Origin of the sequence: Stenotrophomonas bentonitica (assembly GCF_013185915.1) — a bacterium.
Classification (GTDB): Bacteria; Pseudomonadota; Gammaproteobacteria; order Xanthomonadales; family Xanthomonadaceae; genus Stenotrophomonas; species Stenotrophomonas bentonitica.
The window spans coordinates 643,338-666,854 of the sequence record NZ_JAAZUH010000002.1; the positions used below are offsets into that span (position 1 = coordinate 643,338).

Sequence of the window (23,517 nt, forward strand, 5' to 3'; positions counted from 1 at the left end):
GCGGATCAACCCGGCTGCGGTTCGTCCACTTTGTTGGGCGGCTGCTGCGGCTGCTGCGGCGGGGGAGGCGATTGCGGCGACTGCGGCGGCACGGGGCGCGGCGGAACCACGCGCGGGAAGGTCAGCTTCTGCGGCGGCGGGGTCGCCGGTACGCCCGGCTGGGCGGTTGCAGGCGGTGGGGGAGTGGTCGGCGCATACGCGGGTACGGGCGCCGCCGCGGGTGTTGGCGCTGGCGGGTAGCTGGGCGTGTATCCCATCGGCGAGGTCGCCACCAGCTTCAGCAGGGCCGCCCAGTCCTGGCGGTTGAAGTTGCACTCATCCTCGCGGCCCGGCGTGCAGCCGACGCCGTACGGATCGTAGGAGCGGGCCGGCGGCAGTTGGATGCGGCCGTTGCGGTCCAGGGGCAGCTTGCGCATCGCCACCGTGTTCATGACGTTGCCGCCGATCAGGTACAGGGTGTGGTCGCCGCCCATGTTGGCCGCGATCACCACCTCGCAGTGCGATTTCCAGTTCGCCACCTTGCCCCCGCTGAGCTGCTGCACCAGCCCGGCGTAGCTCAGCGTTTCGTCGCGGTCGCGCAGGTAGCACAGCAGGTCGCCGGGGGAGGGCTTCTCCTGCGCCGGGTCGGTCATCCGGTACGGGCCGCTGTTCTGGTAGGCCGCGCGGATGTAGTCGATGTGGCGCGGCGAGCGGGTAAAGCCCGGCACGCCCGCACGGCTCATCACCCAGGAGATGAATGCCGCCGACCACGGGTTGTCGATCAGGAAGGCCCGGCAGTCACTGTCGCTGTAGCGTGTGCCGAACGGCTGCATGCAGCTGGTCGCGCCGGGCTGGCTGCCCATCGGGCCCAGGGTGCCGCTGTCGCGCCAGTAGGCGACCACGCGCTGCCAGGCCGGCATGCTGTCGTCGGAGAGGTACAGCCGCTCGGCTTCGCTGACGCCGAGGTTGGCGGCGCGTCCTTCGGCGTCGATGAAGGGCCGGTACCACAGGCGGTGCTCGTTGCAGGCGGTGCGCACGATGCTGACGGCCAGCGGGCTCAGTCCATAGCGCGGTGGGATGTCGCAGACTTCGGCGGCGGCAGCGGTGCCCGGCAGCAGCAGCGCTGCGGGCGAGAGGCAGGCAAGCAGGAGCAGGGGGCGCATACGCGCTCTCCAGGTGGGGGCCCGCACAGCGTCGCAAACACGACTTGCCCGCACCGTGAAAATCCGATGCGTGCCAACCCGACTACCGCGGCGGCTCACCCAGTTTCAACGACAGATCGATCGCCTGCACATGCTTGGTCAAGCCCCCGATCGAGATGCAGTCCACCCCGTCTTCGGCAATCGCGCGCAGCCCGTCCAGGTCCACGCTGCCGGACACCTCCAGCGGAATCCGCCCGGCGGCGATGCGCACCGCCTCGCGCCGCGTGGCGGCGTCGAAGTCATCGATCAGGATCCGGTCGCAGCCCACTGCCAGCGCCTCCCGCAGCTGGTCCAGGTCTTCCACCTCCACCACCAGCGGCAGCTGCGGCCACTGCGCGCGTGCGGCCTGCACCGCAGCGGTCAGCGACCCGGCGGCGCGGATGTGGTTTTCCTTGAGCATCACAGTGTCGAACAGGCCCTGCCGATGGTTGACGCCACCGCCACAGCGCACCGCGTACTTCTGTGCCACGCGCAGCCCCGGCAGGGTCTTGCGCGTATCCAGGATCCGCGTGCCGGTACCGGCCACGGCAGCCACGTAGCGGGCCGTGGTGGTCGCGGTGCCGGACAGCGTCTGCAGGAAATTCAGCGAGGTGCGCTCGGCACTGACCAGGCTGCGGTTGCGCCCGTGCAGGATCGCCAGCACCGTGCCGGCGGAGACCGTATCGCCTTCGGCGACCCGCCACTCGATCCGTACGTCCGGATCCAGCGCCTGGTGGGTCGCGTCGAACCACGGCCGACCGGCGATCACCGCGTCCTGCTTGCACAGCAGGTAGGCGCTGTCCGGGCGGTCCGGGAGCAGGGCGGCGGTGACGTCGCCGCTGCCGATGTCCTCGGCCAGGGCGCGGGCCACGTCGGCCTGGACCTGAGCCGGGGCCGGAGGCGTCAGCGGGGCCGGGCTCATTTTTCCGGGAAGTCGGCGATCTGCGCGGTGTCGATGGCCTCTTCGGCCAGCAGCACCGGAATGCCGTCGTCCACGCGGAACACCTGCTTGCGGTCGCGGGTCAGCAACGCCTCGCGCAGCTTTTCGCCCTGCGGGTCGCCGCTGACCTTGGTCACGGCACCGGCCGCGATGGCCTTGTTCAGGGCCTCAAGGCCCGTGGCGTCAAGGAGGGACAGGGGCTGGCGGGTCTGCGGCGAGCACAGCCGGTCGATGACGTTGCGGTTCATGGGGTTCTTCGTAATGCGTGGAAGGCGGCTAGAATACGTCTTTAAGGCAGGTGACGGCCAATGACCCCCAACCAATCCGCGCCGCTCGTCGGCATCGTCATGGGTTCCCGCTCCGACTGGGAGACCATGCAGCATGCGGCGCAGAAGCTCGACGCGCTCGGTGTTCCGTACGAAGTCAAAGTGGTGTCCGCGCACCGGACCCCGGACGTGCTGTTCACCTACGCCGAACAGGCCGGCCCGCGCGGCCTGCGCGCGATCATCGCCGGTGCCGGCGGCGCCGCGCACCTGCCGGGCATGATCGCGGCCAAGACCGCCGTGCCGGTGCTGGGCGTGCCGGTGCAGTCCAAGGCCCTGAACGGCATGGACTCGCTGCTGTCGATCGTGCAGATGCCGGCCGGCATCCCGGTCGCCACCTTCGCCATCGGCAATGCCGGGGCGTCCAATGCCGCGTTGTTCGCCGCCGCCATGCTGGCGCCGGAACAGGCCGCCATCGGCCAGGCGCTGGACGCCTTCCGCGCCCGCCAGACCGAAGACGTCATGGCCCACGACGACCCGCGCCAATGACCGTGAAGACCGTTGGCATCCTCGGCGGCGGCCAGCTCGCCCGCATGATGGTCCTGGCCGGCGCCCCAATGGGCCTGCGCTTTGAACTGTTCGACCCGGCCGCCGACGCGTGCGGCGGCCAGGTAGCGCCGCTGCAGGTCGCCGCGTTCGAGGACGACGCCGCGCTGGCGGCATTCGCCGAACGCGTGGACGTGGTCACCTTCGATTTCGAGAACGTGCCGGCGCGCAGCGCGCAGTTCCTGGCCGAGCGCGTGCCGGTGTATCCCAATCCGGACGCCCTGGCCGTCGCCCAGGATCGCCTGAGCGAAAAGACCCTGTTCGCAGGACTGGGCATTCCGCTGCCGCCGTTCGCCGACATCCGCAGCCGTGATGAGCTGGCCGCCAGGGTCGGCGAGTTCGGCCTGCCGTGCATCCTCAAGACCCGCCGCTTCGGCTACGACGGCAAGGGCCAGTTCCGCCTGCGCAGCGCCGACGACATCGACGCGGCCTGGGCCGAACTCGGTGGCCAGGTGGAGCGCACCGGCCTGATCCTGGAAGGCTTCGTCGCCTTCGAGCGCGAGGTCAGCGTGGTCGCCGTGCGCGGGCTGGACGGCGAGTTCCGCGCCTGGCCGGTGACCGGCAACTGGCACGTCAACGGCGTGCTCTCGGCCAGCGTGGCGCCGGCCAACCTGTCACCCGCGCAGTACGACGCCGCCATCGGCTACGCCCGCACCCTGGCCGAGAAGCTGGACTACGTGGGCGTGTTCGCCCTCGAACTGTTCTGCCGGGGCGAGGAACTGCTGGCCAACGAAATGGCGCCGCGCGTGCACAACTCCGGCCACTGGACCATCGAAGGCAGCGAAACCTCGCAGTTCGAAAACCATCTGCGCGCCGTGCTCGGCCTGCCGCTGGGCGACACCCGCATGCTCGGCCATGCCTGCATGCTCAACTGGATCGGCGAGATGCCCGATGCCGACGCCGTGCTGGCCCAGCCGAGCGGCCATTGGCACGACTACGGCAAGCAGCCGCGCGAAGGCCGCAAGGTCGGCCACGCCACCCTGCGCGGCGATGACGCGGCGCAGCTGGCGGCGGAGATCGAAGCGGTGGGCACCCGGCTGCAGCGAGCCGAACAGGTCGCTCCAGCGGTCGCAACGCTGCGCGGGTAATTACTCGCGCAGCTGCGAGGCCACGAAGTCCCACTTGACCAGCTTCCAGAACGCCTCGAGGTAACGCGCGCGGTCGTTCTGGTAGTCGATGTAATAGGCGTGTTCCCACACATCGCACGCCAGCAGCGGCGTGCTCTGTCCGGTCAGCGGCGTGCCGGCATTGCGCGTGGCCTGGATCGCCAGCGCGCCGGACGGGTGCTGCACCAGCCACACCCAGCCCGCGCCGAACAGGCCCAGCGCGACCCGCTCGAACTCCTCGCGCAGTCGCTTGGCATCGCCGAAGTGGCGGCTCACCAGTTCGCCCAGCCGCCCCTGCGGATCGCCGCCGGCGCGCGGCCCCAGGCACTGCCAGTAGAAGGCGTGGTTCCACGCCTGCGCCGCCGCGTCGAACAGGCTGCCCTGGCTCTGCCGCACGATCTCCTCCAGCGACAGCTCGGCCAGCTCGGTGCCATCAATGCGTGCGTTGACCGCTTCCACGTAGGCCCGATGGTGCTGTCCGTGGTGCAGGTCCAGGCTGGTGGCCGACAGGTGCGGCTGCAGGGCGGTACGGTCGTAGGGCAGGCGGGGCAGGTCGAAGGGCATGGGTCGCAGCAGGGCCAGTAGGATTACAATGATCGTTACAGGGAGTCTATCCGACCGCCGAGGTGGGGTGCCCCGTTGCGCAGGGAGAGTGTGGTGGCGGTGATGCAGCAGATCCAGGCCGAAGTGGAGCGTTACCCCCTCGTGTTGTTCATGAAGGGCACCCCGCAGTATCCCATGTGCGGTTTCTCCAGCCGGGCCGTGCAGGCCTTGATGGCCGCCGGCGCGGTCGCGCTGCGCACCGTCAACGTGCTGGAGGAACCCGAGATCCGCGCCAACCTGCCGCGCTTCTCCAACCTGCCCACGTTCCCGCAGTTGTTCATCAACGGCGAGCTGATCGGCGGCTGCGACATCGTGCTGGAACTGTTCGAATCCGGCGAGCTCAAGCGCATCGTCGAAGAGGCCTCGCAGCCATGAGCGCGGTCCCGTCCGTTGGGGTCGGGACCGGGGCGCTGGCCGACCGCGTCATTCTCATTGCCGGGGCCGGCGGTGGTTTCGGCAGCGCCGCTGCCGTGGCCTGCGCCGAAGCCGGGGCCACCGTGGTCCTGCTCGGGCGCAAACCGCGCCGGCTCGACCGCGTCTATGCGGCGGTCGAAGCCGCAGGGCCCGAGCCGCTGCTGTACCCGATGGACCTGGAAGGGGCCACCCCGGACGACTACGCCACCCTTGCCGAACGCCTGCAGTCCGAACTGGGCCGTCTCGACGGCGTGCTGTACTGCGCGGCCGACTTCCCGGGCCTGACCCCGTTCGAACACGCCGACCCGGCGGCGTTTGCACGGGCGGTGCACGTCAACCTGACCGCCCCGGCCTGGCTGGCCCAGGCCTGCCTGCCGCTGCTGCGCCAGCGCGACGATGCCGCGCTGGTGTTCACCGTGGACGATCCCGAGCGGGTAGGGCGGGCCTTCTGGGGCGGCTACGGTGCGGCCCAGCACGGCCTGCGTGGGCTGATCGCCGCGCTGCATGACGAGCTGGCGCGCAGCCCGGTGCGGGTCAGCGGCCTGCAGCCCGGCCCGATGCGCACCGCGCTGCGGGCCCGTGCCTTCTCGCTGGACGAGGACGGCGTTGCCCGCGAACCGGCCGTTCACGCCGCCGCCGCCGTCGAACTGCTGTCCGCCGCCGGCGTGGCGCATCGCGGCCAGGTACTGGCCTTGTCGTAACCAGCCGGACACACCGGCTTGGCACCCTGCCGGGGTGTACCCACGAACCTTGGCTCGCTACCGCACCTGAACGGCGGAAAGTGTCGCATTTGGTCCAATTCAGCCAAATGTGAAGAAGGCGTCACGATCGCGTTGTGATGGCGTGTGTTTTGTCGCCAAACCGTCATACAGCGGGCTTATCGTGTTAATCTAGTGTTAACCGTTGCGGCTGAAACCAGCCTGCGGCAAGGGAACCCAGATAAAAGTCCATGCAGCTGCCTGAACGGCTGCTGCTTGGGCGCGCTTTTTTTCCGTCATCGCCAACTCGCATCGAGGCTACTCCCAATGATCGACCCACGCTGTCTCCGGATGTCCAAGCTCACCCTTGGCCTCATGGCTGTACTTGCTGCCGCCCCCGCCTTCGCCCAGAGCACCTCTGCCGGTGTCGGCGGCCAGGTCATGTCCGCCGCTGGCCAGCCTGTCGCTGGCGCCGAAGTCACCATCACGCACGTCGAGTCGGGCACGGTCAGCCGCGCCACCACCGATGCTGCGGGTCGTTACAACGCGCGCGGCCTGCGCGTGGGTGGTCCGTACACCATCACCATCACCAAGTCCGGTGAAGGCACCAAGACCGAAGACGGCGTGTACCTGGGCGTGAACCAGACCGGTACCGTCAACGCCGCCCTGACCGGCGACGTCGCTGCCACCAACCTGGAAGCCGTGCAGGTCGTGGCCGTGGCCGGTGGCTCGGAAGTGTTCAGCTCCACCAAGATGGGCTCGGGCACCAACATCAGCCAGCAGCAGATCGAGGCAGCCCCGTCGATCGGCGGCAATATCCAGGACCTGATGCGTCTTGACCCGCGTGTGACCTTCATCGACCGCGCCTCGGGCTCGATCTCGGCCGGTGGCCAGAACCCGCGCTTCAACTCGATCAACATCGACGGCGTGTCCGCCAGCGACACCTTCGGCCTGGAAGGCAACAACATGCCGACCCGCCGCCAGCCGGTCGCCATGGAAGCCATCGAAGCGCTGGACATCAACCTGTCCAACTACGACGTCAGCATCGCTGCCGCCGCCGGCGCCACCGTCAATGCGGTGACCAAGTCCGGTACCAACGAATTCCACGGCTCGGTCTACGGCACCTACCGTGACGGCGACTGGTTCGGCGACAACCCGGAAGGCCAGCCGTTCAAGGGCTTCACCAAGGAAGAGACCTACGGCATGACCGTGGGCGGCCCGATCGTGAAGGACAAGCTGTTCTTCTTCGCCAACTACGAAAAGTTCAAGCAGGCCGCCCCGGGCGCCGACCTGAGCGGCACCGCGCTGGGCAAGGCCAACCCGCAGTTCACCCTGGCCGACGTGACCCGCGCGCAGCAGATTGCTGAAGGCTACGGCATTGCCGCCGGTGGCCTGGAAAGCAACGGCGACACCGAGATGGAAGAGTACGCGCTGAAGCTGGACTGGAACATCAGCGACGACCACCGTGCCAACATCCGTTACAGCAAGATCGACCAGAGCAAGCTGCGCATCAACGGCATGAGCACCAGCACGGCCTCGCTGAGCTCGTACTGGTACCAGCACGACAAGACCAACGAAAGCTACGTCGCCCAGCTGTTCAGCGACTGGAGCCCGAACTTCTCGACCGAGTTGAAGGCCTCGTACCGCGAGTACTCGGCGATCCGCAACGTGTCCACCGACGCGCCGAGCATCCGCATCTTCTTCCGCGGCACCCCGACTGCGCCGACCGGCGACTCGCTGTACCTCGGTACCGAAGTCAACTCGCAGAACAACATCCTGGAAACCAAGGCGTGGAACTACTACGCTGCCGGCACCTGGACCCTGGGTGACCACGACGTCAAGTTCGGTGCCTCGTACGACACCAACGACATCTACAACTACTTCGGCGCCAACTCGTGGGGTGCCTACACCTTCGCCGGCCTGGACGCCTTCGCTGCCGGCCGCTGGAGCAGCTACAACTACAACCCGGAGCGCAGCCCGGGCTCGATTCCGGCGGACTATAAGTACAGCAACCTGGCCCTGTTCGTGCAGGACACCTGGTACGTCAACAACAACCTGACCCTGACCCTGGGTGTGCGCGGCGACCGTGCCGACACCACCCCGGCCCCGGCCTACAACGCTGCGGCCTCGCAGTTCTTCGGCCTGAACAACAGCGAAGTGCTGAGCAACAAGTTCCTGATCCAGCCGCGCGCGGGCTTCAACTACACCTTCGACACCGACCGCCAGACCCAGCTGCGCGGCGGCGTGGGCCTGTTCCAGGGTGATGCTCCGCAGGTGTGGCTGAGCAACAGCTACTCGGCGACCGGCTTCAACAATTCGGTCTACACCTTCAACGCCTACAACCCGGCGCTGCCGTTCAACCCGAGCAAGGACAGCCAGCCGGTCCCGACCACCCCGGGCCTGAACCGCCAGAACGTGAACTTCGTCGGCAGCGACTTCAACATGCCGTCGGTGTACAAGGCAAACCTGGCCTTCGACCACGAACTGCCGTGGTACGGCGTCGTGGCCTCGGCCGAGCTGCTGGTCACCAAGGTCAAGGACGCCCTGTACTACAAGAACCTGAACCTGGGTGCGGTGCAGTTCCTGGGTCCGGACGGTCGTCAGATGTACTACGCCCAGTCGCGTAACGGTAACGCCTGGTCGAACAACGATGCCCGCTTCGGCCGCAACCCGGCATACGACGCCGTGTACGAAATCGCCAACACCGACAAGGGCCGCACCTCGCAGTTCACCGTCTCGCTGGCCAAGCCGTGGGCGCCGGACAGCGACTGGTCCTGGAACATCGGTTACACCTACACCGACGCGACCGAAGTCGGCACGCTGACCAGCTCCACCGCCAGCTCGGGCTGGGGCTACCAGTACGCCTTCAACGCCAACGACGAAGTCGAAAACACCTCGCGCTACCAGATCCGCGACCGCCTGTCGGGTGCGCTGAACTGGAAGCACAAGTTCTTCGGTGACTACGAAACCCGCGTTGGCCTGGTCTACGAAGGTCGCAGCGGCCGTCCGTACAGCTACGTGTACACCAACGACGCCAACGGCGACAGCCGTTCCGCGAACGACCTGTTCTACGTGCCGACCGGCCCGGGCGACGTGCTGTTCGGCAGCCTGGTGGGCAGCACCTTCACCCCCGACGCGAACATGGAGAAGTCGTTCTACGAATGGCTGGCCAACAACCCGCAGCTGGCCAAGTACGCGGGCAGCTACGCCCCGGCCAACCAGTTCCGCACCGGTTGGATCAACACCTTCGACCTGCGCGTCAGCCAGGAGCTGCCGGGCTTCATGAAGGGCCACAAGTCGGAGATCTGGATCGACGTCCAGAACATCGGCAACATGCTCAACAAGGACTGGGGCAACATCTACGACTACGGCTTCTTTGCCGATGCGCGCGTGGCTGCCCTGCAGGGCATCAAGGACGGCAAGTACGTGTACAACTTCACCGGCGCGGACACGCCGGCGGTGGCCAACAATGACGCAGACGGCTTCGACGTCGGTGTCTCGCAGTGGTCGGTCCAGCTGGGCTTCCGCTACCAGTTCTGATGAGCTGAAGGCGTGAAGGAGTAAAGAAACGGCCGGGGAAACCCGGCCGTTTTGCTTTTAAAGGGGGCAGCAGTAAAGTTGGCAGCCTTAGAGGCAGCAAAAAGAATGGAAATGACCATCATTGAAAAGCCGGCGCGCGCGCTGCCGGTGCAGGACGCGCGGATCTACCCGCGCGGTGGGCTGGACGTGCTTTCCCGTGCCGAAGTGGCGCGCCTGCGAGACGCCTCCGGCGGCGGCATGCACGAATTGCTGCGGCGCTGCGCGCTGGCGGTGCTGACCAGCGGCAGTGCCTCGGACGATCCGCGCGCGGCGCGCGATCTGTACCCCGACTTCGACATCCAGGTCGCCCAGCAGGACCGCGGCGTCCGCATCGACCTGGTCAACGCGCCGGCCATGGCCTTCGTGGACGGCGAGATCATCCGCGGCGTGGCCGAGCTGCTGTTCGCCGTGGTCCGCGACCTGGCCTACATGGCCATCGAGATGGGCCCGGCCTATGCGGCCGAGCTGGAGTCGTCCGAGGGCATCACCAACGCGGTGTTCGGGCTGCTGCGCAACGCACGCATCCTCAACCCGGGCGACCCGAACCTGGTGGTCTGCTGGGGCGGCCACTCGATCGGCCGCGACGAGTACCTGTACACCAAGCAGGTCGGCTACGAGCTGGGCCTGCGCGGGCTGGACATCTGCACCGGCTGCGGCCCGGGTGCGATGAAGGGCCCGATGAAGGGCGCCACCATCGCCCACGCCAAGCAGCGCAAGCACACCACGCGCTATATCGGCCTGACCGAGCCCGGGATCATCGCCGCCGAGTCGCCGAATCCGATCGTGAACCACCTGGTGATCATGCCGGACATCGAGAAGCGTCTCGAAGCGTTCGTGCGCATCGGCCACGGCATCATCGTGTTCGCCGGTGGCGTCGGCACCGCCGAAGAGATCCTGTACCTGCTCGGCATCCTGCTGCGCGAGGAAAACAAGGACCTGCCGTTCCCGCTGATCCTGACCGGCCCGACCGTGGCCGCGCCGTACTTCGAGCAGATCGACCGTTTCATCCGCCTGACCCTGGGCGATGCCGCCGCCGAGCGCTACCAGATCATCATCGGCGACCCGGTGGCCGTGGCCCGGCAGATGTCGGCCGGCATCAAGCGCGTGCGCGAGCACCGCCTGGCGCAGAAGGACTCGTTCTTCTTCAACTGGTCCATCGAGATTCCGTGGGAGTACCAGCAGCCGTTCGTGCCGACCCATGAAGCCATGGCCGCGCTCGACCTGCACCACGGGCGCCCGCCGCATGCGCTGGCGGCCGACCTGCGCCGCGCGTTCTCCGGCATCGTGGCCGGCAACGTGAAGGAAGACGGCATGCGCCGCATCGAGCAGTTCGGGCCGTTCGAGATCCACGGCGACGCCGACATGATGCAGGCCCTGGACGAACTGCTGCGCGCCTTCGTCGACCAGCGCCGGATGAAGATCTCCGGCGAATACCAGCCCTGCTACCGGGTGCTGGCCTGAGCTGAACGGGCAGGGCGGACGGGGAGTCCGCCCGGCCCCCTCACCGTACGGGTGTCAACGGTTTGACGCCCGTCGCCCTTGGGCGACCGTTCGTCCTTCCGGCGCTTGCCGCTGGACGGCGGGGCGTTCATTGTCCTGTCATCACGCTGGGGAGCGTCCCATGTCTTTACGCCGGTCCAAAGGCTTCACACTCATCGAATTGATCGTCACCGTTTCGGTGGTGGCTATTCTGGCTGCGATCGCCTTTCCGAACTTCCAGAGCCTGATCCGTTCCAACCGGCTCGCCACTGCCCACAACGAGGTGATCGGCCTGGTCAACCTCGCCCGCAGCGACGCGATCCGCAACAACCAGGGCGGGGCGGTCTGCGGCAGCAGCAACGGCACCAGCTGTGACGGGAAATGGAACCTGGGCATGCTGGCCTTCAGCGACAGCGATGGCGACGGCGCCTTCAGCAACGCCGAAACCGTGCTGCGCTACACCGCCGTCAACAGTGCCCTGGTCGTGACGGGTCCTGCCAACGCCCTGATCGCCTTCGACGGCCGGGGGCGTCGCCGCAACGGCACCGATCAGGAAGTGACCCTGCGTCCGCAGAAATGCGATAGCCAGCCGCTGCAGAGCACGATGACCATCAACGCCTCCGGCCAGGTCACGACCGTGAAGGGAGACTGCAAATGATCCGTAACCCTTACCGTCCGAGGGGCCGCCAGCGCGGCTTCAGCCTGCTTGAAGTGCTGGTCGCCGTGGTGGTGCTGGCGTTCGGCCTGCTCGGCTTCGCGCTGCTGCAGACCATGAACGTCCGCTACGTCCAGAGCGCCAACTACCGCACCCAGGCCACCAACCTCGCCTACGACCTGACTGAACTGATGCGCAGCAACCGGCATGCGTCCGAGTGGTACAGCAATGCCAGCTTCGCGTCGGGAACCAAGACCGCCGCCGGGGTATGCGCGCGTCCGATCAACAACGTCACGGTGGAGCAGAACATCGCCCGCTGGCAATGCCAGGTGGTCAAGGCCCTCGGCAACAACGCCTCGGCGAATGTCACCGTGGCCGCAGGTGTAGCGACGGTCCGGGTCAGCTGGGCCGATGAGCGCTGGAGCAGGACCGCGCCGGATGCAGCGACCACCTTCGAAATCGTGACCCAGCTATGAAAGGTCCGCTCATGATCCGCAGCCGCCAGGCCGGCCTGTCCCTCATCGAATTGATGGTCTCCCTGGTCATCGGTCTCATCCTGATGCTGGGCGTCACCCAGGTCTTCCTTGCTTCCAGCCAGGCATCGCGGCTTTCCGAAGGCGTGGCCCGCGCGCAGGAGAACGGCCGTTTCGCGCTGGACTTCCTCGAGCGCGACATCCGCATGGCCGGGCACATGGGGTGCGTGAATGACCAGGCGCACTTCATCAAGGAAACGGGCCTGCCCCGCAACAACCTGGTCGCTCCCACCGGCGCTGGCAGTCCGCTGGACTTCAGCGTAGCCATCCAGGGCTATGAAGCGCCCAGTACTGCGCCAACCGATACGCTCAACGTGGGCGGCGGCAGCGTGCCGGCCGGCCTGCCCGGGACCATCAGTGGCCTGACCCCGGCGCCGATGGCGGGCAGCGACGTGCTGGTCCTCCGATTCCTGGCGCCGGAGGGCGTGCCGGTGACCGCCATCAATGCACAGAAGCTGACGCTCGAACCTGCCAATGATCGCTGGAAGCGCCTCACGGAGAACGGCATTGCCACGCCGACCATGTTTGGCATCGCCAACTGTGAGAACGTCGATGTGTTCGCCGGGAGTCTGTCGGGCAACACGATCACCGCCGGCACCGTGGATCTCACCCGCTATTCGCCGCAGCCCGAGCCGACCGTGGTGTACCGCGCCGAGTCGATGGTGTACTACATCGGCGTCGGTACCAACGGTCCCGGGCTGCGCCGTGCGCGCGCCAATTCGGCTGGACAGTACACGATCAACGAAGAGCTGGTCGAAGGCATCGAGAACCTGCAGCTGATGTACGGTCTCGATAGTGCCGGGGCGATTACCGGCGCGAACCCGCCGGTCGGCAACATCACCCTGCAGAACGTGGCTTCCGGGGTTTCGGTCGACACCAACGCCACCGGTGCCGCTGCATGGCGGCGGGTGGGCCTGGTCCAGGTGGGACTGGTCGCGCGCAGCTCCGACCGTACCGGCAACGCCAAGCCCACCGATGCAGCCGCCCGGCTCGGCGTGCTGGGCATGACCTACAACCAGGATGCCGTCACCGATGGGCGTTATCGCACCGCCTATGAAGTGAGCGTCGCCCTGCGCAATCGCCTGTTCGGGAACTGACCATGAACCGTTCGCCGCACCTCCGTGCTTTCCCGCAAGCCCGCCACCAGCAGGGCGCCGTGCTGTATGTCGCGCTGATCATGCTGCTGCTGCTCGCCCTGATCGGCATCGCCGGCATCCAGGTCGCTGGCATGCAGGAAAAGATGGCGTCCAATTACCGCGCCTCCAGCCGCTCCTTCCAGAACACCGAAGGTGCCGTGCGCAACGCGGAGGACGCTGTGGAAGCGATCACCGACCGCGAGACGCCGGCCAACAGCAGCCTGGTTGACGTCACCAGCATCACCCAGAACTGCGAAGACGGATTTGACCCGGTCCAGTGGGGCAGGGATCTGACGAATGCCAAGGCGGCCGCGCCGACGGTGCGGGTGCGCCAGATCGACCAGTGCGGTGGCCCGGGCAGCAATTCGCAGGACCAGGGCCTGCCCATCGACCAGGCCACGGCCACCTTCCAGATTACCGCGTATGCGGCCGACGACCCGGCAAACCCGACGTCGCGCTCCGTCATCGACACCATTTTCAAGCTCTGAGGAACGCGGCCATGGCTACGCGCAGATTCAAGTGGACGGCCGCCGGTTCGGCGGTGGCAGTGATCGGCCTGGCATTTGTCGGCTACAACCTGATTGCCGCGCAGGGGCAGGGCATCCTGGCCCAGAAGCCGCTGAACATTCCGGCCGATACCACGCCGGCCTTCATCATGGCCGTGGATGACTCCGGCTCGATGACCTTCCAGACCCAGTTCCCCGGCCAGGACGGCGAGGGCTGCTGGAGTACCAGTCGGCTGAGCTTCTTTGACGCCAATGGCGTGGTGAACACATCGGGCAACTGCGATTACTTCTATCTGATGCCGGGGCCCCGCATCAGCGGCAGCTACTACGGCCTGCCGCCGTTCGACTCGCTTGGTTTCGCGCGCTCGTCCCAGTACAACCCTACGTATTTCAATCCGACGGTGAGGTATGAACCGTGGAAGGATGACAAGGACGTGTCCTTCGCCCCCTCCATCCCGTCGAAGGCGCGGATCGATCCCAAGCCGACTGCGGCCACCACTACCGTCAACCTGACCAGCAATTATTACGGCACCGAAACCTTCCGTATCCAGCGTGGCATGACGTACCAGGCGGGTGCGTACATCAACGGAACCTCGTACCGCAACGCTGGCACCTGGAACAACAACATTTCAGACACGCGGGTCGAGTACTGGCCGGCGACCTTCTTCGTCAAAGTGATAAACGGCACCAGTGACCCGTACCCGCAGCTGCCAGGCGAGGCCAACGCCTATGCCGGCGCGACCCGTGTGCAGGTGAGCGATGCGTGCGGCACCGGGTGTGCGATGTGGAAGTACACGCTCCCGGCCAGCGACAGCGACGCTGGTTCAAAGAACTTCGCCAACTGGTTTACGTACTATGGCAACCGCAACCGCGCGATGATCGCCGGCATGACGCGTTCGCTGTCGAACGTCGCCAACCTGCGCGTCGGCTACTTCCGGATCAACCAGAACGGCAGCTACGACACGGCCGCCAAGCGCCTGCCGATGCGCAAGATGAGCGTGGACACCGATCGCAAGGCGCTGTTCGACGAGATGCTTGCGCTGCCGGCCAGCGGCGGTACGCCCAACCGCCAGGCGGTGTATTCGGCGACCCAGCAGTTCACCCGCACCGATGATGCAGCGCCGGTGCTGGAGGTCTGCCAGAAGAACGCGGTGATGCTGTTCACCGACGGCTTCAGCAATGGCGGCACCAAGACGGTGGGCAACAATGACCAGACCATGGGGGCGCCGTTCTCGGACAGCTACTCCGACACCATGGCTGACATCGTCAGCAAGTACTACAACAACATCAACGGCCTGCCGCCGCTGCGTCCCGACCTGACCGCGGGCCAGGTGCCGGTGCCGGCGGCGTGCAAGGGCGGAAATCCCGACAAGCAGCTGGATTGCCAGACCAATCTCCACCTGAACTTCTACGGCGTTACCCTGGGTGCGCGTGGCAATCTGTTCAATCCGGACAACCCGCAGAACGCCTACACCACCCCCGCGATCTACAACAACTGGCCGCAGTGGGAGAATGACGCGCGCAGTACGGTCGATGACATCTGGCACGCCGCAGTCAATACCCGCGGCGAGTACATCAATGCCCGCACGCCGGCGGAAATCACCGACGCCATGCGCCGCGTGCTGTCGGCGGTGACTGCCGGCTCCTCGCCGTCGGGCGGTACCGGCTTCAGCGGTGCGCGCATCGGCGCGGGTTCGCTGACGGTCGCGCCGTACTACGAGTACACCAACGAGGGCACCGACTGGTTCGGCAAGTTGACGGCCACCAAGCTGTCGGTGGATCCGACCACGCGTTCGATCGTGCAGACGCCGTTCTGGGAAGCCAGTGAGAAGCTGCAGAGCGCGGCGTCCCGCAAGATCTTCTTCACGAAGAATGGCGCGACCCAGGAGTTCACTTCCGGCAACGTGAGCCTGGGCGACATCTGCAACAAGCCCACGCAGTATCCCGACATGTCGATCTGCAACACCACCCAGGAGCTGATCGATCGCAAGATCGACGTTGCCATGGCGGTGAGCTACCTGCGGGGCGATACCACCCGCGAAGTGCGCAATGGTGGCACCCTGCGCGATCGTACCACCCGTCTCGGCGACATCGTCACGTCCACGCCGTTCGTCAGTTCGCCCAAGGACGACTACGGGTACCGCCGCCTGGCGGATACGACGATGAGCAAGGCTTACGCGGAGTACCTGAAGAAGAAGGCAGACACCGCCAACTACATGATCTACGTCGGCGCCAACGACGGCATGCTGCACGCGTTCAACGGCGGCATGGACGCGAAGGGCGACACGGTTGCCGGTGGCGGTACCGAAGCGTTTGCCTACATTCCGAACACCGCACTCGGCAACATGGCCAATCTGCTGTTCCGCGCGGAGCCGGAAAAGAAGACGTCGCAGAAGTTCCAGCACCGCTATTTCGTGGACGGTCAGATTGCCGTCGGTGACACCTACTATGGCAATGCGTGGCGGACCACCCTTGTCGGCGCCTCCGGTGCCGGTGGTCGCGGCGTGTTCGCCCTGGATGTGACCCCGGGCAATGCGTTCGCAGCGACCTCGAAGAAGTGGGAGATCAGTGATCTCGATACCACCCTGGACCCCAAGGTGCGGAACAACATTGGCTTCGTGCTGGCCAAGCCGGTGATCGTGCCGGTCAAGGTGGGCACCGACCTGAAGTGGAAGGCCATCTTCGGCAACGGTTTCAACAGCGCCAATGGCAAGGCGGTGCTGTTCGTGGTGGATATCGCCGACGGTAGCGCAACCATGATCGAAGCGGTCGAGACCGGCACGGGCGTCCCGTCCGGCACCAACGGCCTGGGCAGCATCGTGGTGATCGATCGTTGGGGCGGCACTGACCAGAAGGTGCGCTCACGCGACGGCATTTCCGACACCGTGTACGGCACCGACCAGAAGGGCGCGGTGTGGAAGTTCGACCTGCGCGACATGTCGACGCCCACCCGGCCGCTGTTCACCAGCCTGCCGTCCACCGACAAGGGCCTGACCGTGCGCCAGCCGATCACCGGCGGCATCACCACCGGCACCGGCCCCAATGGCGGCCTGATGCTCTACTTCGGTACCGGCAGCTTCTCGTTCAATGAAGACGTGCGCGACAATTCGAAGCAGACCATCTACGGCGTGAACGATACCGATGCTGGCCCGACCAGCAGCACCGTGACCCGCGCCAATCTGATGGGGCGGACCGTCAATACCTCCGGCGACTCGCGGACGCTCACCGCCATTGCGGGCGCCCCCGCAAACGCGCGCGGGTGGTACATCGACCTGCCGGTCAGTACGCTCAAGGACGGGCTCAGCGAACGCGTTGTCAGCAATCCGACGCTGGCCAACGGTATCGTCAGCCTCTCCACCTACGCGCCGCAACCGTCCACCTCGGGTGGCTGTGCCGCAACGGGCATCAACTGGTTCTTTGCGCTGACCCCGTTGACCGGTGAGGGCGCGCTGGGCCGTGCCACCCTGAACTCGCCGGGCGGTACGGGCTTCGCAGTCGGCACCGCCGGACTCAAGAACCGGAGTCCAGGCAGCGCGCCCGTGCTCAACAACACCCCGTTCGCACTTCCGCGCGTGCCGGTGGCATCGCTGAGTGGTGGCGGTGGCGGTGGCGGTGGCGGTGGCGGCGGTGGCGGCGGTGGTGGGCCGGCACCTGCACCTCCGGGCGGCGCCGGCTGCTACATGGGCTACCCCAATGGTCCTGATATCGTCTACGTCCCCTATCCGTGCGGTCGCCAATCGTGGAGGCAGATCCAGTGAGCAAGACTTCCTTCCCGCAAGGACGCCGTCCGTACAAGGTCGTCGGCTTTACCCTGATCGAACTGATGGTCACCGTCGCCGTGGTCGCTATCCTGGCGTCCATCGCGTACCCGTCCTACACCAGCCAGGTGCGCAAATCCAAGCGCGCCGCGGCCAAGGCCGAACTGGTGGAGTACGCGCAGCGCGCCGAGCGCCATCACACGCTCAACAACAGCTACTCCAGCTTCACGTTCGCCGAGAGCGGCGCCACCACGATCGCCTCGCCGCGCGATGGCAGCAGGGCGATCTACCAGGTGACCTTCAACGCACCCACCGCCAATACCTTCACGATCACTGCGGTCCCGCAGGGCGACCAGGCCAAGGATCCCTGCGCGACGATCTCGGTGAACCAGGCAGGGGTGAAGACCCCCGCCAACACCAGTGCGCAGGAGTGCTGGTAAACGCGTGGGGGATCTTGCAACGCCCTCGATGAACGTCTAGAATTCGCGTCCCCGCCCGAATAGCTCAGCCGGTTAGAGCACTTGACTGTTAATCAGGGGGTCGTTGGTTCGAGTCCAACTTCGGGCGCCAGTATCTGCAGAAGCCGCGAGCAATCGCGGCTTTTGTCGTTTCAGGGCGGGCAGTCGGTGCTGTCGCGTATCCGCGGTGCCCGGGTCCGGCCCACGTTGTTGACGATCACCTGGCCGCGCAGCGCGCCCGCCGCGCAGATGTCCACGGTCATCGGGCTGCCGCTGCTGCGGCCGTCGCGCTGGAAGTGCAGGCGCCGTCGTCCGTGGCTGGACGTGGCCCGCAGCGCCGGGTCCAGATAGCCGGGGCGGAACTGGAAAATGTCCTCTTCGGCGGGCGCAACGCTGGCGTCACCGTGGTCCCGATGAATCAACCAGCCGCGGCTCCAGTCGTTGCCGCAGGTGCGGCCATCTGCGCTCGGGCACACCGCCACCGGTTCATGGCGTGTGATCGCGGTGCTGCGGGCGCTGTTGAATACCGACACCAGCTGCATGCGCAGGCTCTCGGCGCGCATGCGGGACACGGTGGCGCTGAACGAAGGCAGGGCCAGCAGGCACAGCAGGGCGACGATGGCGAGCGCCAGGCTCAGCTCCAGCAGGGTCATGCCGCGCAGATGGCGGGAGGGGCGGCGCCGTAATTGCATGCGGGGATCCGCGAGGACAGGCCCTTTACCCTGAGCCCCGCCGACGCCCATGCCCATCGGCGGTCAACGCCTTCCCGGGTAGTCCTCCCCCTCAGCCAGCCGTCACCCAACCCCCCGGTATAATGGAAGGCCCGGTCTATGGCGGCACCATGAGCGATCGCTTCGAACTTGTATCTCCGTACTCCCCGGCGGGCGACCAGCCGGCGGCGATCGAGAAGCTGACGGCCAACTTCGAGGCCGGCATCGCCAAGCAGACCCTGCTGGGCGTGACCGGCTCGGGCAAGACCTACACCATCGCCAACGTGATCCAGCAGGTGCAGAAGCCGACCCTGGTGATGGCACCGAACAAGACCCTGGCCGCGCAGCTGTACGGCGAGTTCAAGGCGTTCTTCCCGCACAACGCGGTGGAGTACTTCGTCAGCTACTACGACTACTACCAGCCCGAAGCCTACGTGCCTTCGTCGGACACCTTCATCGAGAAGGACAGTTCGATCAACGAACACATCGAGCAGATGCGCCTGGCGGCGACCAAGACCCTGCTGTCGCGCCCGGATGCGATCGTGGTCGCCACCGTCTCGGCCATCTACGGCCTGGGCGCGCCCGAAGATTACCTGTCGCTGCGCCTGATCCTGTCCACCGGCGAGCGCATCGACCAGCGCGACCTGATCAACCACCTCACCCAGCTGCAGTACACCCGCAACGAGTACGAGCTGCATCGCGGTACCTTCCGCGTGCGCGGCGAGGTGATCGACATCTTCCCGGCCGAGTCGGACAGCGAAGCGGTGCGCATCGAACTGTTCGACGGCGAGGTCGAGCAGATCAGCATGTTCGACCCGCTCACCGGCGAAAGCCTGCGCCGCCTGCAACGCTACACCGTGTACCCCAAGACCCACTACGCGACCACCCGCGAACGCGTGCTGTCGGCGGTGGATACGATCAAGGCCGAACTCAAGGTGCGGCTGGAGCAGCTGTACGAGCAGAACAAGCTGGTGGAAGCGCAGCGCCTGGCGCAGCGCACCCAGTTCGACCTGGAGATGATGGCCGAGGTCGGCTTCTGCAACGGCATCGAAAACTACTCGCGGCACCTCACCGGCAAGGCCGCCGGCGAGCCGCCGCCGACCCTGTTCGACTACCTGCCGCCGGACGCGCTGCTGGTGATCGACGAATCGCACGTCACCATTCCGCAGATCGGCGCGATGTACAAGGGCGACCGCTCGCGCAAGGAAACGCTGGTGGAATTCGGGTTCCGGCTGCCGTCGGCGCTGGACAACCGACCGCTGCGTTTCGAGGAGTGGGAGGCGCGCTGCCCGCGCAGCATCTATGTCTCGGCCACGCCCGGGCCGTACGAACTGCGCGAGGCCGCTGACGAAATCACCGAACTGGTGGTGCGCCCGACCGGCCTGATCGACCCGGTGGTGGAAATCCGCCCGGTCGGCACCCAGGTCGATGACCTGATGAGCGAGGTCACCGAGCGCATCAAGCTCGGCGACCGCGTGCTGGTCACCACGCTGACCAAGCGCATGGCCGAGAACCTCACCGAATACCTCACCGAACACGGCATCCGCGTGCGCTACCTGCATTCGGACATCGACACGGTGGAGCGCGTTGAGATCATCCGCGACCTGCGCCTCGGCAAGTTCGACGTGCTGGTCGGCATCAACCTGCTGCGCGAAGGCCTGGACATGCCGGAAGTGTCGCTGGTGGCGATCCTCGATGCCGACAAGGAAGGCTTCCTGCGTTCGACCGGCTCGCTGATCCAGACCATCGGCCGCGCCGCGCGCAACCTTCGTGGCAAGGCGATCCTGTACGCGGACAAGATCACCCGTTCGATGCAGGCGGCGATCGAAGAAACAGACCGGCGTCGTGCCAAGCAGGAGGAGTACAACGAAGCGCACGGCATCGTGCCCAAGTCGGTACTGCGCCCGATCGTGGACGTGCTGGAAGGCGCGCGCTCGGAAGCGGCCGAAAAGGAAGCGCGTGGCAAGGGCAAGGGGCGCGGTGGCAAGGTGGCCGAGGACGCGGTGGATTACCGCACCCTGGAGCCAGCGCAGATCGCCAAGCGGCTGCAGGCGCTGGAGCAGCAGATGTACCAGCATGCACGCGACCTGGAGTTCGAAGATGCCGCACGCGTACGCGACCAGATCCGGCAGCTGAAGGAGCTCAGCCTGGGCTGAACAATCGGTTGTTAAAAACCTTCACAAAAGTGTTGCTCTTCACGCAGGACGTCCGTAATATACGCGGCCTGCACCGACGCAAACGCAGCGGGGCAGCGAGACAAACGGGCGGTTAGCTCAGCGGTAGAGCACTACCTTGACATGGTAGGGGTCACAGGTTCGAACCCTGTACCGCCCACCACTCCAGTCCCAGCGACTGCGGTGGAACAACAGAAAAGCCGGCCATCAGGTCGGCTTTTTTGCTTTCTGCGTCCTGCGCCAGCGGGACTTCCCGACACCCTGTTGCGCACCCGGCCGATGGCACGGGCAACACGGCGTGCCCACGCTGTGCGTTCCATCGCAGCGGGTGAGCTGCATGTCATGCGTGTCGCACCGGTCCCCTCGAATTTTCGCCGCGCCGTTGCCGATGTTCGGCAAAGCGGCCGCGGCGGCGCTGCTGTGCGGCGCCTGCGGGGTGGTGTTCGCGCCGGTGCTGATGCCAGTGGTCGCGGCGTGGTGCGCGCTGTGCGCCGGCGTCCTGCTCTGGTGCAGCTGGGGGCGTGGACGCTGGTGCGGCGCGTTGCTGGTGGGCATCGGCTGGACCACGGTGCAGGGGATTGCCGGACTGGACCTGCAGCTGCCGGCCCACGCGACCTCCCGCGAGTACACGGTGCAGGGCAGGGTGGTGGACCTGCCGCAGCATGGTCCACGCAGTACCCAGTTCCGTTTTCACGTTGACGACGTTCCGGCCCAGCCGGACAGCCTGCGCGGTCGCGAGCTGGCGCTGGCCTGGTACGACGCCGCGCCCACCCGCGCGCCTGCACCGCGCCTGGCCGTGCAGGCCGGTGCCCGCTGGCAGTTCCAGGCGCGCCTGCGCCCGCCACGGGGACTGCGCAACCCCGGCAGTTTCGATGCCGAACGGCATGCGCTGCTGCAGCGGCTGGCCGGCACCGGGCATGTGCGCGCGGGCAGGGCGCTGGGCCCGCCGATGGGACTGCCGGCCTGGCGCGAGCGCATGGCCGCGGCCATCGCCGTGCAGGTGCCGGGCCCCGGCGCGCGCTTCGTGCAGGCGCTGGCGCTGGGCGACACCCGGGCGCTGGGGCAGCGCGACTGGGATGACCTGCGCGCGCTGGGCCTGACCCATCTGATCGCCATTTCGGGGTTCCACGTGGGGCTGGTCGCGGGGTTTTCGGCGGCGTTGGCGTCGCTCATATGGCGGGCGGTCTCGATGCTGGGCCTGTACTGGCCACGGCCACTGGCCGCCGCCCTGGCGGCCGTGGCCGGAGCCGCGATGTACGCCGCAGCGGCCGGCTTCGCCCTGCCGACCGTGCGCACGGTGTTGATGATCGCGGTGGTGGCGCTGGCCCGCTGCACGCGGCGGCCAGGTTCGGTCGGCCAGTCGCTGGCGCTGGCGGCATTGGCGGTGCTGCTGGTCGACCCGCTGTCGCTGCTGGCGCCGGGGTTCTGGCTCAGTTTCGCCGGCGTGCTGTGGCTGGTCTGGTGCCTGCCGGGGCGCGACCTGCACTGGCTGCGCACCTTCCTGGCCGCGCAGGGCGTGGCCACGCTGGCGCTGCTGCCGCTGACCGTGGCGCTGTTCGGCCAGGCCTCGCGCGCCGGGCCGCTGGTGAACCTGCTGGCGATCCCCTGGTGGAGCCTGGTGGTGGTGCCGCTGTCGTTGCTGGGTACAGGACTGGAAGCCCTATGCGAAGGCGCCGGACGCTGGCCATGGCGCGCGGCCGCCGCCTGCTTCGAGGCGAGCTGGTGGCTGTTCGGCATCGTCGCGCAGCAGCCTTGGGCGTTGTGGTGGGCACCCGTGGCGGGCGCAGGCGCCGTACCGGCAGCCCTGTTCGGCGTGTTCTGGCTGCTGCTGCCGCGTGCCGCAGGGGCGCGTGTTCCGGCCCTGCTGCTGTGCCTGCCGCTGCTGTGGCCGGCCCGCGACCGCCCTGCGCCCGGCGAGGTCGAACTGCTGGTCATGGACGTGGGCCAGGGCCTGGCGGTGTGGGTACGCACCCATCGCCACCGCATGCTGTACGACGCCGGACCGGCGGCAGAGGGCGGCTTCGACGCCGGCGAGCGGATCGTCGTGCCGACCCTGCACGCGGTGGGCGAAGCCGGCCTGGACCGCGTACTGCTCAGCCACGGCGACCGCGATCACGCGGGCGGCATGCCGGCCGTGCGCCTCCACTTCGGCACTCCGCCACTGCATGCCCCGGCCGGTGCGGTGCGCGCCGACCTCACGCCCTGCCAGCGCGGGGACCGCTGGCGCTGGGACCAGGTCGACTTCAGCGTCCTGCACCCGCCAGCGACGATGGCCTACGCCGGCAATGCCAGCAGCTGCGTGCTGCGCATCCAGACCGTCCACGGCGCCGTGCTGCTGACCGGCGACATTGGCCACGCCGAGGAAGCGCGCCTGCTGGCGGCCGCCCCCGGCGCGCTGCGCGCCGAGGTCGCGCTGGTGGCCCACCACGGCAGCGCCGGGTCCTCCAGCCCCGACTGGGTGCAGGCGGTGGCGCCACGCCTGGCCATCGTCTCGGCCGGGCACGGCAACCGCTTCGGCCACCCGCGCCGCGAGGTGGTGCAGCGTTGGCGCGCGGCCGGGGCCGAGGTGCTGGGTACCGCCGACAGCGGCGCGTTGCGGATATGGCTGGGCCGGGACGGGCTGCAGATCCGCGAACAGCGTCTTTTCGAACGCCGTTGGTGGGATGCCGCGGAGCGGGCGCGGTCGGCTGCTATCCTATCGGCGGTCATAAACACGGCCAATGGGCCGGAGGGTTGAAA

The 23,517-nt window shown here is 67.2% G+C and carries 19 protein-coding genes and 2 tRNA genes; 16 read left to right on the forward strand and 5 right to left on the reverse strand.

Features of this window, described 5'->3' with window-relative positions; translation table 11 throughout:
- Window positions 1–5 precede the first annotated feature (5 nt).
- The 3 genes from HGB51_RS14015 to HGB51_RS14025 form a co-directional block, all read right to left on the reverse strand.
- Window positions 6–1,142, reverse strand: a complete 1,137-nt coding sequence (locus HGB51_RS14015) for a DUF2272 domain-containing protein (protein ID WP_070206937.1) — start codon at window positions 1,140–1,142, stop codon at window positions 6–8.
- Between the two features lie 82 nt (window positions 1,143–1,224).
- On the reverse strand, window positions 1,225–2,082 hold the full coding sequence (gene nadC / locus HGB51_RS14020) for a carboxylating nicotinate-nucleotide diphosphorylase (protein WP_070206938.1): 858 nt from the start codon (window positions 2,080–2,082) through the stop codon (window positions 1,225–1,227).
- Window positions 2,079–2,348, reverse strand: a complete 270-nt coding sequence (locus HGB51_RS14025) for a Trm112 family protein (RefSeq protein ID WP_070206939.1) — start codon at window positions 2,346–2,348, stop codon at window positions 2,079–2,081. The genes nadC and HGB51_RS14025 overlap by 4 nt, the downstream gene beginning before the upstream one ends.
- Window positions 2,349–2,408: 60 nt before the next feature.
- On the opposite strand from HGB51_RS14025, the gene purE reads away from it, so the two are divergent.
- Both purE and HGB51_RS14035 read left to right on the forward strand, forming a co-directional pair.
- Window positions 2,409–2,912, forward strand: a complete 504-nt coding sequence (purE, locus tag HGB51_RS14030) for a 5-(carboxyamino)imidazole ribonucleotide mutase (RefSeq protein ID WP_070206940.1) — start codon at window positions 2,409–2,411, stop codon at window positions 2,910–2,912.
- The gene (locus HGB51_RS14035) at window positions 2,909–4,057 is read left to right on the forward strand and encodes a 5-(carboxyamino)imidazole ribonucleotide synthase (RefSeq protein WP_070206941.1); all 1,149 of its coding nucleotides are present in this window, start codon (window positions 2,909–2,911) and stop codon (window positions 4,055–4,057) included. Before purE ends, HGB51_RS14035 begins: the two co-directional genes overlap by 4 nt.
- On the opposite strand, the gene HGB51_RS14040 is transcribed toward HGB51_RS14035, so the two are convergent.
- Window positions 4,058–4,639: a superoxide dismutase gene (locus HGB51_RS14040; protein ID WP_070206942.1), complete on the reverse strand. Its 582-nt coding sequence runs from the start codon at window positions 4,637–4,639 to the stop codon at window positions 4,058–4,060.
- 93 nt (window positions 4,640–4,732) lie between these two features.
- On the opposite strand from HGB51_RS14040, the gene grxD reads away from it, so the two are divergent.
- The 11 genes from grxD to HGB51_RS14095 all read left to right on the forward strand — a co-directional run bounded on the left by grxD (window position 4,733) and on the right by HGB51_RS14095 (window position 18,006).
- Window positions 4,733–5,053 (forward strand): Grx4 family monothiol glutaredoxin, encoded by a 321-nt coding sequence (gene grxD / locus HGB51_RS14045; RefSeq protein ID WP_070206960.1) that lies wholly within the window; start codon window positions 4,733–4,735, stop codon window positions 5,051–5,053.
- Window positions 5,050–5,793, forward strand: a complete 744-nt coding sequence (locus HGB51_RS14050) for an SDR family NAD(P)-dependent oxidoreductase (protein WP_070206943.1) — start codon at window positions 5,050–5,052, stop codon at window positions 5,791–5,793. Before grxD ends, HGB51_RS14050 begins: the two co-directional genes overlap by 4 nt.
- A gap of 324 nt (window positions 5,794–6,117) precedes the next feature.
- Window positions 6,118–9,330, forward strand: a complete 3,213-nt coding sequence (locus HGB51_RS14055) for a TonB-dependent receptor (protein ID WP_484600367.1) — start codon at window positions 6,118–6,120, stop codon at window positions 9,328–9,330.
- A 111-nt stretch (window positions 9,331–9,441) separates the two neighbouring features.
- Entirely contained in the window at window positions 9,442–10,830 is a 1,389-nt protein-coding gene (gene ppnN / locus HGB51_RS14060; RefSeq protein WP_070206945.1) for a nucleotide 5'-monophosphate nucleosidase PpnN, read from the forward strand.
- 160 nt (window positions 10,831–10,990) lie between these two features.
- On the forward strand, window positions 10,991–11,506 hold the full coding sequence (locus HGB51_RS14065) for a GspH/FimT family pseudopilin (RefSeq protein WP_070206946.1): 516 nt from the start codon (window positions 10,991–10,993) through the stop codon (window positions 11,504–11,506).
- The gene (gene pilV / locus HGB51_RS14070; protein WP_070206947.1) at window positions 11,503–11,979 is read left to right on the forward strand and encodes a type IV pilus modification protein PilV; all 477 of its coding nucleotides are present in this window, start codon (window positions 11,503–11,505) and stop codon (window positions 11,977–11,979) included. The genes HGB51_RS14065 and pilV overlap by 4 nt, the downstream gene beginning before the upstream one ends.
- Window positions 11,976–13,133 carry a PilW family protein gene (locus HGB51_RS14075; RefSeq protein WP_070206948.1) on the forward strand — a complete coding sequence of 386 codons (1,158 nt, stop codon included), beginning with the start codon at window positions 11,976–11,978 and terminating at the stop codon, window positions 13,131–13,133. The genes pilV and HGB51_RS14075 overlap by 4 nt, the downstream gene beginning before the upstream one ends.
- Window positions 13,134–13,135: 2 nt before the next feature.
- Window positions 13,136–13,660 (forward strand): pilus assembly PilX family protein, encoded by a 525-nt coding sequence (locus HGB51_RS14080; RefSeq protein WP_070206949.1) that lies wholly within the window; start codon window positions 13,136–13,138, stop codon window positions 13,658–13,660.
- Between the two features lie 11 nt (window positions 13,661–13,671).
- Window positions 13,672–17,436 carry a pilus assembly protein gene (locus HGB51_RS14085; RefSeq protein WP_070206950.1) on the forward strand — a complete coding sequence of 1,255 codons (3,765 nt, stop codon included), beginning with the start codon at window positions 13,672–13,674 and terminating at the stop codon, window positions 17,434–17,436.
- The gene (locus tag HGB51_RS14090) at window positions 17,433–17,876 is read left to right on the forward strand and encodes a type IV pilin protein (protein WP_256123588.1); all 444 of its coding nucleotides are present in this window, start codon (window positions 17,433–17,435) and stop codon (window positions 17,874–17,876) included. The genes HGB51_RS14085 and HGB51_RS14090 overlap by 4 nt, the downstream gene beginning before the upstream one ends.
- Before the next feature lie 53 nt (window positions 17,877–17,929).
- Window positions 17,930–18,006 (forward strand) — tRNA-Asn (locus HGB51_RS14095).
- A 40-nt stretch (window positions 18,007–18,046) separates the two neighbouring features.
- Here the strand turns inward: HGB51_RS14095 and HGB51_RS14100 are convergent.
- Window positions 18,047–18,586: a GspH/FimT family pseudopilin gene (locus HGB51_RS14100; RefSeq protein WP_171966887.1), complete on the reverse strand. Its 540-nt coding sequence runs from the start codon at window positions 18,584–18,586 to the stop codon at window positions 18,047–18,049.
- A gap of 149 nt (window positions 18,587–18,735) precedes the next feature.
- Between HGB51_RS14100 and uvrB the strand changes: the two genes are divergently transcribed.
- From uvrB to HGB51_RS14115, 3 genes are all read left to right on the forward strand, one after another.
- The gene (uvrB, locus tag HGB51_RS14105) at window positions 18,736–20,760 is read left to right on the forward strand and encodes an excinuclease ABC subunit UvrB (RefSeq protein WP_171966865.1); all 2,025 of its coding nucleotides are present in this window, start codon (window positions 18,736–18,738) and stop codon (window positions 20,758–20,760) included.
- Between the two features lie 106 nt (window positions 20,761–20,866).
- Window positions 20,867–20,941 (forward strand) — tRNA-Val (locus HGB51_RS14110).
- Between the two features lie 174 nt (window positions 20,942–21,115).
- The gene (locus HGB51_RS14115; RefSeq protein ID WP_070209312.1) at window positions 21,116–23,515 is read left to right on the forward strand and encodes a DNA internalization-related competence protein ComEC/Rec2; all 2,400 of its coding nucleotides are present in this window, start codon (window positions 21,116–21,118) and stop codon (window positions 23,513–23,515) included.
- Window positions 23,516–23,517 lie beyond the last annotated feature (2 nt).